Source organism: Photobacterium sp. 53610 (assembly GCF_036409375.1).
In the GTDB taxonomy this organism is placed as follows: Bacteria; Pseudomonadota; Gammaproteobacteria; order Enterobacterales; family Vibrionaceae; genus Photobacterium.
The window spans coordinates 107,109-121,771 of the sequence record NZ_JAXOFS010000002.1 but is presented as its reverse complement, the minus strand read 5'-3'; the positions used below and the strand labels follow the sequence as shown (position 1 = coordinate 121,771).

Below are 14,663 nucleotides of genomic sequence, written 5' to 3'. Positions count from 1 at the left end.
CGTGACACCACAGGGGTCTCTCTCCCGAATGTGTTCGAACGCCCTGGTTCACCACAAATCACAAAGCCGGGGCCAAACCAGCCCCGGCAAAAATATCAGCGTTTTACACGCTTCAACTGCCAGATATTGTCGACATAATCACGAATACTGCGGTCAGAACTGAATTTGCCAACCAGCGAAGTATTCAGGATAGCCTTACGGGCCCAGCCTGCCTGATCCCGGTAAGCTTCATCGATTCGCTCATGTGCAGAGACATAATCTGCAAAGTCAGCCAGCACCAGATACGGGTCGCCGCCTTCCAGCAGGTTATGACGAATCCCGGCCAGCGCTTCCGGCTCACCCGGTGTAAACGTCTCACCCAGCAACAGATCCAGTGACGCTTTCAGCAGACTGTCGGACTCATAATAACGGTACGGCAGATAACCCTGTTGCTTGAGTTCAAGCACTTCGTCCACCAGCAAGCCAAAGATGAAGATATTGTCATCGCCCACTTCCTCGCGAATCTCGACATTCGCGCCATCCATGGTGCCGATGGTTAACGCACCGTTCAGCGCCAGTTTCATGTTCCCCGTGCCTGATGCTTCCTTACCGGCTGTTGAGATTTGCTCCGACACATCGGCTGCCGGAATAATGATCTCAGCCAGGCTGACACGATAATCCGGAATAAAGACCACTTTCAGCTTGCCGCCCAGACGCGGATCGTGATTAACCTTATCGGCCACTTTGTTGATTGCAAAAATAATATCTTTCGCCAACGCATAGCCCGGTGCCGCTTTAGCTGCAAAGATGAAGACACGCGGATGCATGTCGAAATCCGGATCATTGAGTAAGCGGTGATACAGCGACAGAATATGAATCAGGTTCAGATGCTGACGCTTATATTCGTGAAGACGTTTAATCTGCACATCAAAAATGGCATCCGTATCCAGCGTGATGCCCATATTTTCAGAGACCCAGTCAGCCAGACGTTGTTTATTTGCTTTCTTCACCGCCATGTAGCGCTTCTGGAAGGCTGAATCATCCGCAAAATCAGCCAGTGCTGACAACTGCTCCAGATGCGCCGGCCAATCGGTTCCGATTTTTTCATCAATCAGCGCACTGAGTGCCGGGTTACAGAACTTCAGCCAGCGGCGCGGGGTCACCCCGTTGGTCACATTCTGAAGTTTACCCGGGAACATTGCATCAAACTCAGGGAACAGATCGCGTTTCACCAGTTCGGAGTGCAGCGCTGCTACGCCATTCACCGCATAGCTGCCGATCACACATAGAATTGCCATCCGCACCATGCGCTGCTCACCTTCCTCAATCACAGAAAGCTTCCGCTTGATGTCATCGCGACCCGGCCATTTGGCATTGACTGCTTCCAGGAACCGGTGGTTGATTTCGAAGATGATCTCCAGGTGACGCGGTAACAAATGAGCAATCAGCGATTCGCTCCAGGTCTCCAGCGCTTCCGGCAGTAAGGTATGGTTGGTATACGCAAATACCTGATTACAGATAGTCCATGCCGCATCCCAGCTCAGGTGGTGCTCATCCAGCAGAACGCGCATCAGTTCCGGAATAGCAATCGTCGGGTGTGTATCATTCAGCTGAATCGATTCCAGCGTTGCAAGTGTCTCAATCGCATGGCCTGCGGCCAGATGACGACGCAGAATATCAGCTACTGAACAGGCACAGTGGAAATACTGCTGCATCAAGCGCAGTGTCTTACCCTGCTCATGGTTATCATTCGGGTACAGCACCTTGGTGATATTCCCGGCCTCAATGGCCGAATACTGGGCACCGACATAGTCGCCGTCATTAAACATGGCCAGATTAAACGGTGCCGGTGCACGGCACTCCCACAGTCGCAGCGGGTAAACACTGTTATTCTGATAGCCGATTACCGGCAGATCCCAGGCGATCCCATCTACCTGCAGACCCGGAACCCAGCGGCGACGTTGTGCGCCGGTTTCATCGGTATAAACTTCCACCTGCCCAAAGAAACCCACCGTCTGGTTCAGTTCAGGACGCTGTACTTCCCACGGATATCCTTCCTGTCCGCGCCAAGCATCCGGCGCTTCCATCTGACGGCCACCATCAAATGACTGACGGAACAAACCGTACTCATAGTGCAGGCCATAACCCACGGCCGGAAACTCCTGCGCCGCCAGTGAATCCATAAAACAGGCTGCCAACCGGCCCAGTCCGCCGTTACCCAGTGCCGGATCCCGCTCTTCTTCCAGCAGATCCGTCAGGTTCTGACCGAACGATGCCATCACTTCTGAAACCTGCTCATATAAACCGAGGCTGATCAGGTTGTTCCCGGTCAGACGGCCAATCAGGAATTCCATCGAAAGGTAATTCACGCTACGACAAGATTCGGCAGCCAGTTGCTGCTCTGTGTCAATCAGGTTGCCCGTACTGATTTCTGCCAGCGCACGGCTCATGGCCATATACCAGTGACGAGGTGCTGCTGTTGCTGGTGTCTGTGCGTAGGTTGTCAGGAGATGTTGCTCAACCGAAGTCTGAAATGCGGCCTTATCAAAAGACGCTTTAGTTTGCTTCTGCATCATGGGTTTCTCGCTGTCGGGTTAATGCTTCGAAAATGAAAAAATCTGATGCTAATGCTGCCTGTGGCATTGGGGAAAAACATCATCCTGAATTGCCGGGACTGAGGGAGGAGTAACAGGGCGTAGTTCTCGAGGGAGACCCAAATATGTGACAATTTCCTGAATTTTCATCCGTTCAGAACCACTTACACTGACTGACATCACAAAACCCGGGTTCTTTGCGTTCGTGCAAAGCTGTCCCGAAAAATAGCCGCATGATTATTAAAGTGTGACCAGTCACTTATTTTAAGGGATGAGACAGCAAGAAATGCTGATTTAGTCTGCAAGTCAGGTGATGATAAAAATGCGCTTACACCATGAACCATCACAATATAGATAATCAGAATTATGTGGATACCTTCAAAGCTGACCCGCCCGGCACGCCTGCACAACGCTATTTTACGACCACGGTTGCTGGATTTGCTGCAACATGCCCCTGCATACAGGCTGGTGCTTTTCCGGTCTCCGGCAGGATATGGCAAAACGACAATGGCGGCACAGTGGCTGAACGAACATCCGCATACGGGCTGGTTTAATCTCGATGACAATGACAACGATACGTTTCGTTTTGCCAATTACCTGCTTCAGGCCCTGAACAAGGCCACGCATGATGCCTGCCTGAAAACAAAAGCCATGGCAGAACGCAGACAGTTTGCCTGCCTCAGCACACTGTTCGGCGAACTCTTCGCGGAACTGCAGGATTACCCTCACCCGACTTTTCTGGTGCTCGACGATTATCACGTCATCCACAACGAAGATATCCACGACGGGATGCGTTTCTTTCTGAAAAACATGCCGGATGAGCTGACTCTGGTCGTTACCAGCCGCAGCCTGCCTCCGCTGGGCACTGCAAACCTGCGTGTCCGGGATTTACTGATCGAAGTCGATCACGAATGGCTGGCGTTTGATGAAGAAGAAACGACCCGTTTTTTCAGCAAACGTGTGGCGAACGAGTTAGAAACAAGCGCACTCAGCAGCCTTCGTGCTCAGGTTGAAGGCTGGCCTTCTGCACTTCAGCTCATCGCGCTTCATGCCCAGCAGCGCCCCAATCATCTGGCTGAGTCAGCTTTGTCGCTGGCTAATTTTAACCGCAGTCATCTGTGGGATTATCTTGCGGAAGAAGTGTTTGACCTGCTTGATGAGGATACCTGCGCCTTCCTGCTTCAGTGCTCTGTGCTGGATATGTTCAATGCCGAACTGGTGATGGACTTAACCGGGCGCAGCGATGCGCTGATGAAGCTGGAAATGCTGAACCGCTACGGACTCTTTATCAGCCCGCTGGAAGGGGCAGATAACTGGTATCGCTTCCACCACCTTTTTGCTGAATTTTTGCGTCACAAACGCCATGCACACATCCCTGAACAGCGCATAGCGCTGCATAATAAAGCGGCTCAGGCCTGGCTGAATCAGAACAGTCCGCAGCAGGCTCTCTATCATGTCCGCAAGAGCAGCAATCATGAGCTGATGGTGGCCATCCTGTCGGATCACGGCTGGAATATGTTCCACCACGGCGAATTGAAACTGCTGGAAGAATGCATTGCTTCGCTGGACAAATCGATGCTGTTCAGCAGCCCGCGCCTGATTCTGCTCAGACTCTGGCTGGTTCAGAGTCAGCACCGCTATCATGAAGTCGGAGACTTAATTGCGGAATCCGAAGCCGAAATGCTGGCGAACAACATCGTTTTTGACGATGCACTTCAGGGGGAGTTGAATGCACTGCGGGCGCAGGTTGCCATCAATCAGGGGCAACCGGAAGAAGCCTTACTGCTGTCAGAACAGGCACTCGGTCAGCTACCGGCGACAACATACCGCAGCCGGATTGTCGCAACGTCTGTCGTGGGTGAAGTCCATCACTGTCTGGGGAACCTCAGCCGCGCCCTGCCGATGATGCAGCAAACGGAAAAGATGGCCCGGCAGTACCACGTATACCATCAGGCCCTGTGGGCACTGCTGCAACAGAGTGAAATTCTGCTGGCGCAGGGTGCCGTTCAGCCCGCTTTTGAACTGCTTGAGCAGGCCTTTAAACTGATCAAAGATCAGCATCTACAACAGGTGCCGCTGCATGAGTTCCTGCTGCGGCTGAAAGCACAAATTCTCTGGTGCTGGAACCGGCTTGATGAGGCTGAAGAAGCCGCATTCAAGAGTCTGGACGTTCTCGCACCATATGACGATACGAAGTCATTACAGGCCTATTCCATGCTTGCCCGTATTGCCGTTACCCGTGGTGAGCAAGACAAAGCTGCCCGTTATCTGCAGCGCTGTAATGAGCTGATGGAATGTGCCGAATATCATATTGACTGGTGCGCGAATGCCGATATTGCCAACCTGCTGTACTGGCAGCAAATCAAAGATATTGACAGCGTCGGCAAATGGCTGCGTCAGGCTGTTGAACCGGACGGCTCCTGTAATCACTTTCAACAGCAACAATGGCGAAACCTGGCGCTGGCTAACCTGATCACCGGCCAGATTGAACAGGCTCAGAACATCCTCACAATGCTGCTCGAAAGCTGCGATAAGCATCAGCTGGTGACCGATCGCAACCGAAACCTGATTCTTCAGACGGTGATCAGTAAACATGCCGGCGATCGTTCGTCTGCACTGGCACACCTGACGGAAGCGCTCCGTCTGACCAACAGCACGGGCATGGTGGGCAATTTCCTGATCGCGGCTAATGATATTCAGGATCTGCTGCAGGAACTGGTTGATGACAAAATGCTGAATGAGCTGTCACTGCATCGTGCCCGTCAGTTGCTTCGGGATATGAGCAGTAAAGAAAGGCATCGTCTGGTTCACTTTGATGAAGCCTTTGTAGAGAAGCTTCTGAATCTGCCTGACTTACCAGAGCTTGTGCGGACCAGCCCGCTGACACAACGGGAATGGCAGGTTCTGGGATTGATTTACACCGGATATAGCAATGAGCAAATTGCATCGGAACTGGATGTGGCGGCGACAACCATCAAAACTCACATCCGGAATCTGTATCAGAAGTTGAATATTGCAAACCGCAATGAGGCGATTGAAACGGCTCAGGAACTTCTGGGACTGATGGGTTATCAATCCGCCTGACCGGTCTTCCACTCGACCGGTCTTCCGCCTGAACGGTCCCCCGTCTGCTCTGTCACCGGGGGGAGGACTCTCCTCCCCCTTTCTCATCCCTGTTTTTTCAAGCCAAGTCAGCCTGAAATCAGCTCAGCCGTCGGCATCGCTATAATCCGTTTCGGGAAACTCTCTGCCCAGGACAGCACAGAAGTATGATGTTTACGAATCAGTTCACCCGTCGCATAAGGCTTATCATGGGTTGTATGCGCATCTGAGACCAGTTCCACGCCATAACCTAAGCAAGCCGCCCGACGCGTAGTGGTATCGACACAAAAATCTGTTGCGTAACCACAGATCACCAGTTCATCCACGCCAAGCTGATCCAGCGTCGCTTTCAGTTCCGTATTCAGGAAAGAATCTGGCGTTGTTTTGCGGACATAGTGATCGTCTTCAGCGGTCACCAGCGCACGATGCAGCTGCCAGCCATCGGTTTGATAAGCAATCTCGGTTCCTGGCTCTTCATGCTGAATAAAAACCACAGGCAACGATTTATCTCTGGCCCACGCAGTCAGCTGGTTGATCCGGGCAACCACCGCGTCCGCTTCAAATGGCTGCGGCTCAGGCTCAAAACAAATGCGCTGTACATCAATGACAAGCACGGCTTTTTTCATAACGTGTCCTTACTCTGAATCCTGACTTTAAGTCTGGTATTGGCGTGAAATGTGTGTTGTATCAGCTAATTACCGGGAGCGCAATTTGAAGTGAATCCGTTTGTTTCTGAGCAGAGCTCCCTGTGATTCAACTCCCTTTTTGCGACCTTGTTCAGGTTTCACATATAGCGATGAACATCCTACCCTACATTTTCGAATTAGCGCTGTAAGATGATGGCCCACCTCGCTCAGTTGTCCCGGGAATGGATAAACTGAACCATCGAATTTTTCGAATAATTGCTTCACTTTCATGCGCTGGTCATAATGTCTCACAGGGATAAGATGCAAGCATAAACGACTGAAGGAGAGAGTTATGTATCATGCTCACGTCTATTTTGATTTATCTCAGCAAATCTTAGCTGAGCAGGTTCGTCAGAAAATTATCGGGGAAAGAGCTGATGACATCCTGGCTATTTTTCCGTTAGTTCCAAGACGGGTGGGCCCCCATGATAAACCCATGTTTGAAATGCATTTTTCGGATAACAGGACTGGTTTTATTGAATGGCTGGACCAGAACAGAGCGGGATTATCTGTTCTGATCCATCCGGTTTCTGCCAATGAACTGGCTGATCATACCGTCAATGCGAGCTGGTTAGGTCAGCAGTTGCCGATCCATACCGGAATTTTTACAACGCAACCGTAATCTTTTCGGCCAGAGACATAGCCAGATTGTTGTCGTAATACGCGGCTTCGTTAATAAAATGCGGGTAAGCTTCGTAGTTTCCGTCCCAGTGAATCTCGGTTCCATCGAATAAAGTGAAAATCGGGTCGCCGTTATGCAGGGGTTTGAAATCGTTGTCCTGCACATTTTTATGCACCATGCCGACCCGTTCACCTTTGGCATTTTCAGGCAGTTTTAACGTTTCGGTATACCGGTACGCTTCGTAGGTTCCAGGCAGCGCTGGCAGTTCGTTTTTGTTGTATAAATCGACGTAATCGAGGATATGGCCGGTCATGGCGTCCATCCAGTCCAGGACATCCTGACGAATCACAGATTGCGGCTGCGGACCAATTTCAACAATCACGCCCTGTTGTGCGATAGAGCTGACAAACTTATGTTCCGCCAGCGGGATCTGATCTTCAAAAACAACCACGGCCTCTGGCATCCGGGCTTTCACATAAGCACCCATTTTGATGTTGAAATCATCAGATTGCAGCACAATCAGTGTTGGCCCCATGTTACTGGTCGTATTGTGTAAATCGATGATGAAGTCTGTTCTGGCGTTACCTTTTGGCCCCAGAATTTCATTCATCACTTTTGCCCTGCTCTGCTCATAATTGGCCAGCTCAGGATTAGCCAGATCTTCCACTGAAAACTGACGATTCAGATCACTGTCGACGTAACGTTTGTTTTCTTCATGCGCCTTGGGGTTCGCAAACAGAGTCTGCGTTGTGAAACTGTCCCGGGTAATGCGCTGCGGATTTTGCTGCCATTGACGTAACAGGTAAATACCGCTGAATTCATTGCCGTGAGTACCGCCCACGACTGCGACAGAATTAATACTTTTCATCCTTGTCATCACCACTTGGAATCATCAGAAAATTTGAAGAGGGCCTCAGTATGCCAGCCTTCAACACGCGAATAAACAAGCATTTTTAAAGACTTTTTATTTCAATCAATAATTCACTTTACTTCGCATCGACTTCACCTGCCCGCGTTGTGATTTCTTATCCATTCGACGTTGCTTGGATGCCCGGGTCGGCTTGGTTGCTCTGCGTTTCTTCTCCTGTTTCATGGCCGACTGAATCAATTGCTGCAGCCTTTGCAGAGCATCTTCCTTGTTTTGCTCCTGCGTCCGAAACTGCTGCGCCTTGATAATGATCACGCCGTCTTTTGTGATGCGCTGATCAGACAAATTCAGGAGTTTTTCTTTATAAATATCAGGCAAGCTGGAGCGATGGATATCAAAACGCAGGTGAATAGCACTTGAAACTTTGTTGACGTTCTGACCGCCGGCTCCCTGAGCACGAATCGCTGAAATTTCAATTTCCCAGTCCGCGATTTGAACGGCATTCGAAATGTGTAACATAACTGTCTTTCGCTGTAATTACGCTTTCCCTATTCTCTGATTTCAGCTGCAAATGTCCAGCAAAACCAAACCTGAAGTCAGGACGAAAGCAATTTCAATCTGTGATCTTCTTTGCATCTCACTGACAGCGACATTCATCGTTCCTCTGACTCAGCGTATCCTGTCCGGCACCAATTGCTCCTTTTGTTTGATAACAATCAGTTATGGATACAGTACTACATTATTTAGCTGAATCTGGTCAGTGGATGCGTCCCTGGATCAATGATATTTCAATGGCGATGATGGCATGTTTACTTGTTGTATTCGGTTCGGATATCAACATGATCATGAGGCGTTACCTGTCGGGAACCAACTTTCTCATCCGCACCTGTGCTTTTATTTTCGTCAATGCTTTTGGCTACGGCCTGTTGATTGTTGCCGTTTCACCCTGGTTAGCCACAAAACTGGCAGGGTTAAGCAACCTTTGGCTGTTAGCTGTGGTGCTGGGTACCTTTGTGATACTTGGCAGCTGGGCTCAGCGAAATAATCAGGTATAAAAAAACCGCCTTCCGGCGGTTTTTTTATCGAAATCTGTCAGAAGTTTACGGTCAGGCCATCAGTACCTAAGATCTGATCATAAATGGTCGTTTCGACCGTCAGCAAATCATTGGCCTGCTCAGGATCGTCTTCGTTCCCATTACAGACCAGATTCAGGTCATAAGTATCCAGCGGCAGATAGCCCACAGAGTACTGGCCTGTGACCGGATCAACTGCTGCCGAAGTCAGTGGTTCATGCTCAGAACCCAGATCTCCGAACTCACCGCCATTCGATAACGGATAAATATAAACAAAGGCATTCGACAAATCATTGCTGCAAAGCGCTGTATCTACAGTGCCGCCAATCGTCGCAACCGCTGTATTTTCAACAACACGTACGCCGCGAGGCTTCAGCTGATAGCCATTTGCATTCAGGACCATGCTCTTGCGCAGATCAAATTCAATCGTATATGCCTGAGTTGAATCCGCTTCCACCGTGAAACCATCCAGTTTCAATTCTCCGCTTGGTACGCGAATTCCTTCCACAGCATCCGTATCAGTCACCACATGAGAATACGGTGTGCCATCGGTATAACTGCCTTTCTCCAGTACAGACAAACGCATTTGCGTATACTGACCAGCAAGTAACACTTCATCACTCAACACCTGCAGTGCTTTACTGCCCTGATAGTCGAGTAAATTGATAACCATGAATTTTGGCTGACCGTTTTCATCTTCCGGAATGCTCAATCCATCAGGAACACAGGTCGCTGAACTCTGATCCGCTGCGAAAGAAGTCGCACTCCAGGATGATTCGCTCCCGCCTGTGTGGTGCACAGTAATGTTATCGAAAGCGACACAAACCTTCTCCAGACCATCAACAGGCGCATCAGACATGCCAAGAGAAATCTTACCTGTCGCCTGATCGTCAGAGCCGGAACCACATCCAGCAAGCACCAGACTTGCCATCCCAGCGATCAAAACCTTTTTCATGAAACTGCTCCATTTGCTTTTTGTGCAAGCTTAGCGATTCAAAATGCAAATAACAGCATCGCAGCGAAGAGTTAACAACAAAATGACAGAGGGGGATAAAAAAATGACAAGGCTATAAATCAGGTCACATATCTTCTGCGAGATATCGTTTAATCGACGCGCATGCAACCATGCTGAATTGAGCGGGGATTTTCCAGACGATTCAGGCAAGAACCAACTGACTGCAAGTCCTGATACTGATATTTCGCCACCATCGCAGCAGCAATAAGCAGACCGGCCAATGAGAATCGCGTCAGCCAGAGCCACTGTTTTTGCAGCGCAATCGCCAGGGTGATTAAGCACACCACAACAATCAACAGCAGACTTGGTGAAACAAAACCAGAAAGCACTCTCACAACCTCAAAAACCTGCAAAGTGGCAAAATAATACGGTGTTGAAGGTCATAGTTAAAGAAAATTTATGCATATTTACACTTCGTGTAATCCCTTGTCTGAATAGGACAGTTGACCATTTCCAGACTCTTGAATCATGATCGCAATTCGTTGACTCAAAAACAAAAAAGCCTCGATTTTTCAAGGCTTTTGTGTACAACAGGCATAAATACTACAGCGACTTAAATCACCAGTCCGCCATCAATTTTCAGTGTCTGCCCGGTAATAAAGGATGACTGTTCACTTGCCAGAAATAACGCACCATTTGCAATATCTTGCGGCTGCCCCATTCGCTGAAGCGGGGTTTTCGATTTCATATAATCCAGAATTTTCTCAGGCAGGTCGACTGTCAAAGGTGTTTCAATAAATCCTGGTGCAATACAGTTTGCTCTGACCTGAGCACCTTTGCGGGAAAATTCCTTCGCCCAGCCTTTCGTCATTGCAATGACACCGCCCTTCGTTGCGGCATAATTACTCTGGCCAATATTACCATCCGTGCCCACAACGGAAGACATCGTGATAATTGAGCCGCTTCCTAGTTCCATCATGAGTGGCGCAACCGCCTGCGTCATGTTGAAAACCCCTTTCAGGTTAACGTCAATGACCATATCCCATTCTTCAACCGACATTTTCTCAATCAGGTTATCCCGGGTAATCCCGGCATTATTGACCAGTACATCTACACGACCAGACTCATTGCGAATCGCATCAATGAAGCGGGTAATCGCGTCACGGTCGCAAACATTCAACTCAATGGCTTTCACATTTTTGTAAGTTTTCTCCAAATCAGCCATTGCAGCTGCATTCATATCGCAGGCGTACACGACTGCAGCCTGATGCCTTGCAAAGGTCTCCACAATACAACGGCCAATGCCCTGCGCGCCTCCCGTTACAATGCAAACCTTGTTGTCTAACATAGTCTTTCCCTCTTGGTTCGAAATGCCGAAGTGAAAATCAAATACAGTGCGGGCACACCGCTTCCCTGCTCACTTCATTCATACCTGATTTTAGATGAAATAAATCAAATGATTACACTCAAAGCTGCAATTCACCTTTGCGATCACCCGGATGGGACCAAGCCAGATTCAGCTGAAACATAGATTAATACGAGGATAACCCACCTCATTATCATCAAATGACAGATAGAAATAACATGATGTGACATCATTTTCTGACACAAGGTCAAAATTACCGATTTCTTATTCAACAATCACTTACAACTGTCATCCAAGACTTCATCAACTCTTCACTGGTATTGAACGAAGCCTTTGCTATAAATGTAAGAAAGGAATTGAACAAGGATCTGTTGCAGAGCATGCTCGATAAAGTAGTTTTTTTTCTACATGTGGTGCGAAGTGGTTCGCTGAGCGAAGCCGCAAAGCAGTACGGGATCTCTGCGTCTGCCGGAAGCCGTTGGCTGACCGAACTTGAAGAAAGCATGGGCGTCAGTTTACTCAAACGGACCACCCGAAAAATATCCCCGACTCAGGCCGGGCAGCGCCTGTATGACAGATTCAGTCTGATTAACAGCCAGATTAATGATGTCTTTAATGAAGTTCAGAACCTCAGCAATGAGGATAAAGGCTTAATTCGGGTCGCCAGTACGCCTTTATTCGCCAAATATTACCTGAGTCAGATCATTGGCGAATATGTCCAGATTCATCCGTCTATCAATTTTGTGGTGATAGAGACAGCTTTTGAAGTCGATCATGTCCATGATGTCGATTTTGCTGTTCGGGCCAATGCAACCTACCGGGGTCTGCAGGATAAAGACAGTTTGCTGGTCAAACGTTCCCTGCTCCGTGAACCGTTAATTGCCTGCTGCTCACCACAATACATTGCACATCACGGCGAACCTGTATTACCCGATGAGCTGAAAAGTCACTTTTGTCTGTATGCGACCACTCTTGTGGGCGGCAATAAATGGATATTCGAGCAGAACGGAGAATATAACTCTGTTGAAATTGCACAGACAGTCGAAGCGGATGACAGTGAAATCTTAAAAAATATTGCCCTTGCCGGGGGCGGCATTGCTTATCTGCCCTATAGCCTGGTCAGCAATGATTTAAAGGAAGGCCGGCTGCAGGCAATTCTCAAAAATTATGTCAGCAGCCAGTTCGAACTCAATCTTTACTTCAAACCACGGAAATATATGCCGGCCCGTTGCGTAAATTTTAAAGATTATTTAATCGGACGCGTTCAGGAAATCGACCAGCAGAACAAAAGTGCCCTGGTGCAACAGGAACCCGCACAAGTGGTGTCCGAGTAATCCGCCAGGGCTTCATTCGTTCGTCACGTTACTTTTCAGAAAGACGCACTACTTCGATAATTTAAAGAACTGCAGCTGATGAGCCATATTCTCCGCCAATTGCGAGATCTCCCGGCTTGAAGAGGCACACTGACTGATTCCAGTCGCATTTGTCGAAACGATATCATGAATGTTGGCCAGATTTTCGTTGATTGTCTGTGTCACTTCCGTTTGCTGATCGGACGACTCCGCAACCTGATGGTTCAAATCTCCAATTTGCGTAATCGCTTCTTTAATCTTGCCCAATGCCAGCGATGCTCTTTCTTCAAGATGCATATTATTTTCCAGCAGTTCAGCTATCCGGCTCATTGACTGACTCGCTGATTGTGAACGAACCTGAAGCTCTTCAATGATTTTTTGAATATCGCCGGTCGATTGCTGCGTTCTGGCTGCCAGCTGACGAACTTCATCGGCAACGACCGCAAAGCCTCGTCCGCTCTCTCCTGCTCTGGCCGCTTCAATGGCCGCATTCAAAGCCAGCAGATTTGTCTGCTCAGAAATCGCATGAATGACTTCGAGCACTCCGCTGATCTGAGCGGATGCTTGCTCCAGCTCCCCAATTTCGACAACGGCTTCTCCGACACCCTGACTCATCTGCAGCGTTGCCTGAGAAACCTGACTGAACATCTGTTCACCTTCTCCCGTGATCTGGACAGCTGATTTCGCTCCCTCATCCGCCAGAAATGCCATTCCGGAGACTTCTCTGGCGGATGTCGCCAATTCTTCGATTGCAGAAGCAATCGACTCAATTTCACGGCTCTGGCGCACGGCATTGTGTTCAGATTCCTTCATCACTGTTGCCAGTTCAGAGGTTGATGCCGCAGTATTGTCTCCGATATGACGCAGACCAGAAACAATTGAGCGTAGATTTACAGCCATTGAATCGATGTTTTGTCCAAGCAGGCTCAGTTCGTTCGTCCCCGCTAAATAAGCGGAAATTTCCAATTCACCTTTTGCAAATTGCTGCATCTCTTTACTGAGCGAAGAAAGCGGCTTCGCAATAAAACCAGACAAATACCAGCCTGCAAATAATCCAATCATAATTGTGCCAATGCTGGCCAGTAAGCTCCAGAACAGGACATTCTCGTGATGTGCAACCTGCTGGCTCATGTACGCCGAAGATAAATCATTCAGCTTTTGAGACAGCGTCTCAATCCGCTGAATCAGCACATTTCCTTTATTACGATATGGCACCACGTATGCGTCGAACGCCTGATCCGACATGGCTCCACTGTGCCGCTGCTTCAGCACCTCAAGCATGGTTTGGCGGCTGTAGATCAGATAATCATCCACAGCATTTTCCAGTGAAGCCAACTCAGGTGCAGCTCCCTGGAAATGTTTGAGTGCAGGCAGCAATTGTTTAATTTCAGTTTCCCGCTGTGCCAGGGTATCCCGGAGTGTGTTCAGCTGGGTTTCATCATAAAGCGCATAAATCGCGCCAACACGCATTGCATATGTACTTTCAATCAGCTGCGCTACATTATCTTTTAAAGATAAAGATTGTTGAGAAGCGGAATTTAATTCACTGACAGTATCAACTAATACCTTCTGGGATATAACCACAGACGTAAGTAATAATATCGCTGATATGATTACAGGAGTAAGAACCTGATTTCGAATGGATATTCCTTTCAGCATTAGTTTCAACCCTTATGATTCATTATTCACAACATGTTTAAATTTAAATTTTAAAATCAAGTTATTATTCATAAGTTGAGGTGAATATCAATAATTAATAAAATTATTATCACAATTAAAGTTTATTATAAAAAAGCACTTTCTAAAATAAAGAATTCATCTGTTTTCAGGGATATTCTAATTTAATTAAAAATAAAATAAGAAATACAGATTTAAACCGGTGCCGGTGCATTGATGAGAATTATTTTAAGTGAACGAACTTGTCATTGAGGATGATGTGTCGCTGCTGTTTGCGTCGAGTCCCCGTGACACAAGCTGTGGTGTCGCAGCAGCAAGTAGTCATGTCAAAATAACGACACAGACAATAAGCATAGAAAACAATAAGGATTCTCTGAACAGCAGTATTT

12 protein-coding genes are annotated in these 14,663 nt (G+C 48.3%); 4 read left to right on the top strand and 8 right to left on the bottom strand.

The genetic code is table 11. From position 1 onward, the window contains the following. Positions 1-95 precede the first annotated feature (95 nt). Positions 96-2,555, bottom strand: a complete 2,460-nt coding sequence (locus SPK40_RS07020) for a glycogen/starch/alpha-glucan phosphorylase (RefSeq protein WP_442957558.1) — start codon at positions 2,553-2,555, stop codon at positions 96-98. 384 nt (positions 2,556-2,939) lie between these two features. Between SPK40_RS07020 and malT the strand changes: the two genes are divergently transcribed. Then, on the top strand, positions 2,940-5,657 hold the full coding sequence (gene malT / locus SPK40_RS07015; protein WP_330959929.1) for an HTH-type transcriptional regulator MalT: 2,718 nt from the start codon (positions 2,940-2,942) through the stop codon (positions 5,655-5,657). Between the two features lie 107 nt (positions 5,658-5,764). Here malT and SPK40_RS07010 read toward each other — a convergent pair whose 3' ends face one another. Further along, entirely contained in the window at positions 5,765-6,301 is a 537-nt protein-coding gene (locus SPK40_RS07010; RefSeq protein ID WP_330959928.1) for a cysteine hydrolase family protein, read from the bottom strand. A gap of 352 nt (positions 6,302-6,653) precedes the next feature. Here SPK40_RS07010 and SPK40_RS07005 point away from each other — a divergent pair, with 352 nt between their 5' ends. Then, positions 6,654-6,983, top strand: a complete 330-nt coding sequence (locus SPK40_RS07005) for a DOPA 4,5-dioxygenase family protein (RefSeq protein WP_330959927.1) — start codon at positions 6,654-6,656, stop codon at positions 6,981-6,983. Here SPK40_RS07005 and SPK40_RS07000 read toward each other — a convergent pair. Next, complete coding sequence (locus tag SPK40_RS07000) at positions 6,967-7,851, bottom strand: aspartoacylase (RefSeq protein ID WP_330959926.1); 885 nt, start codon at positions 7,849-7,851, stop codon at positions 6,967-6,969. The two genes, SPK40_RS07005 and SPK40_RS07000, sit on opposite strands and share 17 nt — an antisense overlap. 105 nt (positions 7,852-7,956) lie before the next feature. Continuing rightward, positions 7,957-8,370 (bottom strand): alternative ribosome rescue aminoacyl-tRNA hydrolase ArfB, encoded by a 414-nt coding sequence (gene arfB, locus SPK40_RS06995; RefSeq protein ID WP_330959925.1) that lies wholly within the window; start codon positions 8,368-8,370, stop codon positions 7,957-7,959. 203 nt (positions 8,371-8,573) lie between these two features. Here arfB and SPK40_RS06990 point away from each other — a divergent pair, with 203 nt between their 5' ends. Beyond that, on the top strand, positions 8,574-8,906 hold the full coding sequence (locus tag SPK40_RS06990) for a DUF3392 domain-containing protein (RefSeq protein ID WP_248142484.1): 333 nt from the start codon (positions 8,574-8,576) through the stop codon (positions 8,904-8,906). A gap of 37 nt (positions 8,907-8,943) precedes the next feature. Here SPK40_RS06990 and SPK40_RS06985 read toward each other — a convergent pair whose 3' ends face one another. The 3 genes from SPK40_RS06985 to fabG form a co-directional block, all read right to left on the bottom strand. After that, positions 8,944-9,879: a DUF4382 domain-containing protein gene (locus SPK40_RS06985; protein ID WP_330959924.1), complete on the bottom strand. Its 936-nt coding sequence runs from the start codon at positions 9,877-9,879 to the stop codon at positions 8,944-8,946. A gap of 149 nt (positions 9,880-10,028) precedes the next feature. Beyond that, positions 10,029-10,274, bottom strand: a complete 246-nt coding sequence (locus tag SPK40_RS06980) for a hypothetical protein (protein ID WP_248142486.1) — start codon at positions 10,272-10,274, stop codon at positions 10,029-10,031. A gap of 218 nt (positions 10,275-10,492) precedes the next feature. Further along, positions 10,493-11,227: a 3-oxoacyl-ACP reductase FabG gene (gene fabG, locus SPK40_RS06975; RefSeq protein WP_330959923.1), complete on the bottom strand. Its 735-nt coding sequence runs from the start codon at positions 11,225-11,227 to the stop codon at positions 10,493-10,495. 398 nt (positions 11,228-11,625) lie between these two features. On the opposite strand from fabG, the gene SPK40_RS06970 reads away from it, so the two are divergent. Further along, the gene (locus SPK40_RS06970) at positions 11,626-12,579 is read left to right on the top strand and encodes a LysR family transcriptional regulator (protein WP_248142488.1); all 954 of its coding nucleotides are present in this window, start codon (positions 11,626-11,628) and stop codon (positions 12,577-12,579) included. Between the two features lie 48 nt (positions 12,580-12,627). Here the strand turns inward: SPK40_RS06970 and SPK40_RS06965 are convergent, their stop codons facing one another. Continuing rightward, positions 12,628-14,067 carry a methyl-accepting chemotaxis protein gene (locus tag SPK40_RS06965; RefSeq protein WP_330959922.1) on the bottom strand — a complete coding sequence of 480 codons (1,440 nt, stop codon included), beginning with the start codon at positions 14,065-14,067 and terminating at the stop codon, positions 12,628-12,630. Between the last annotated feature and the right edge of the window lie 596 nt (positions 14,068-14,663).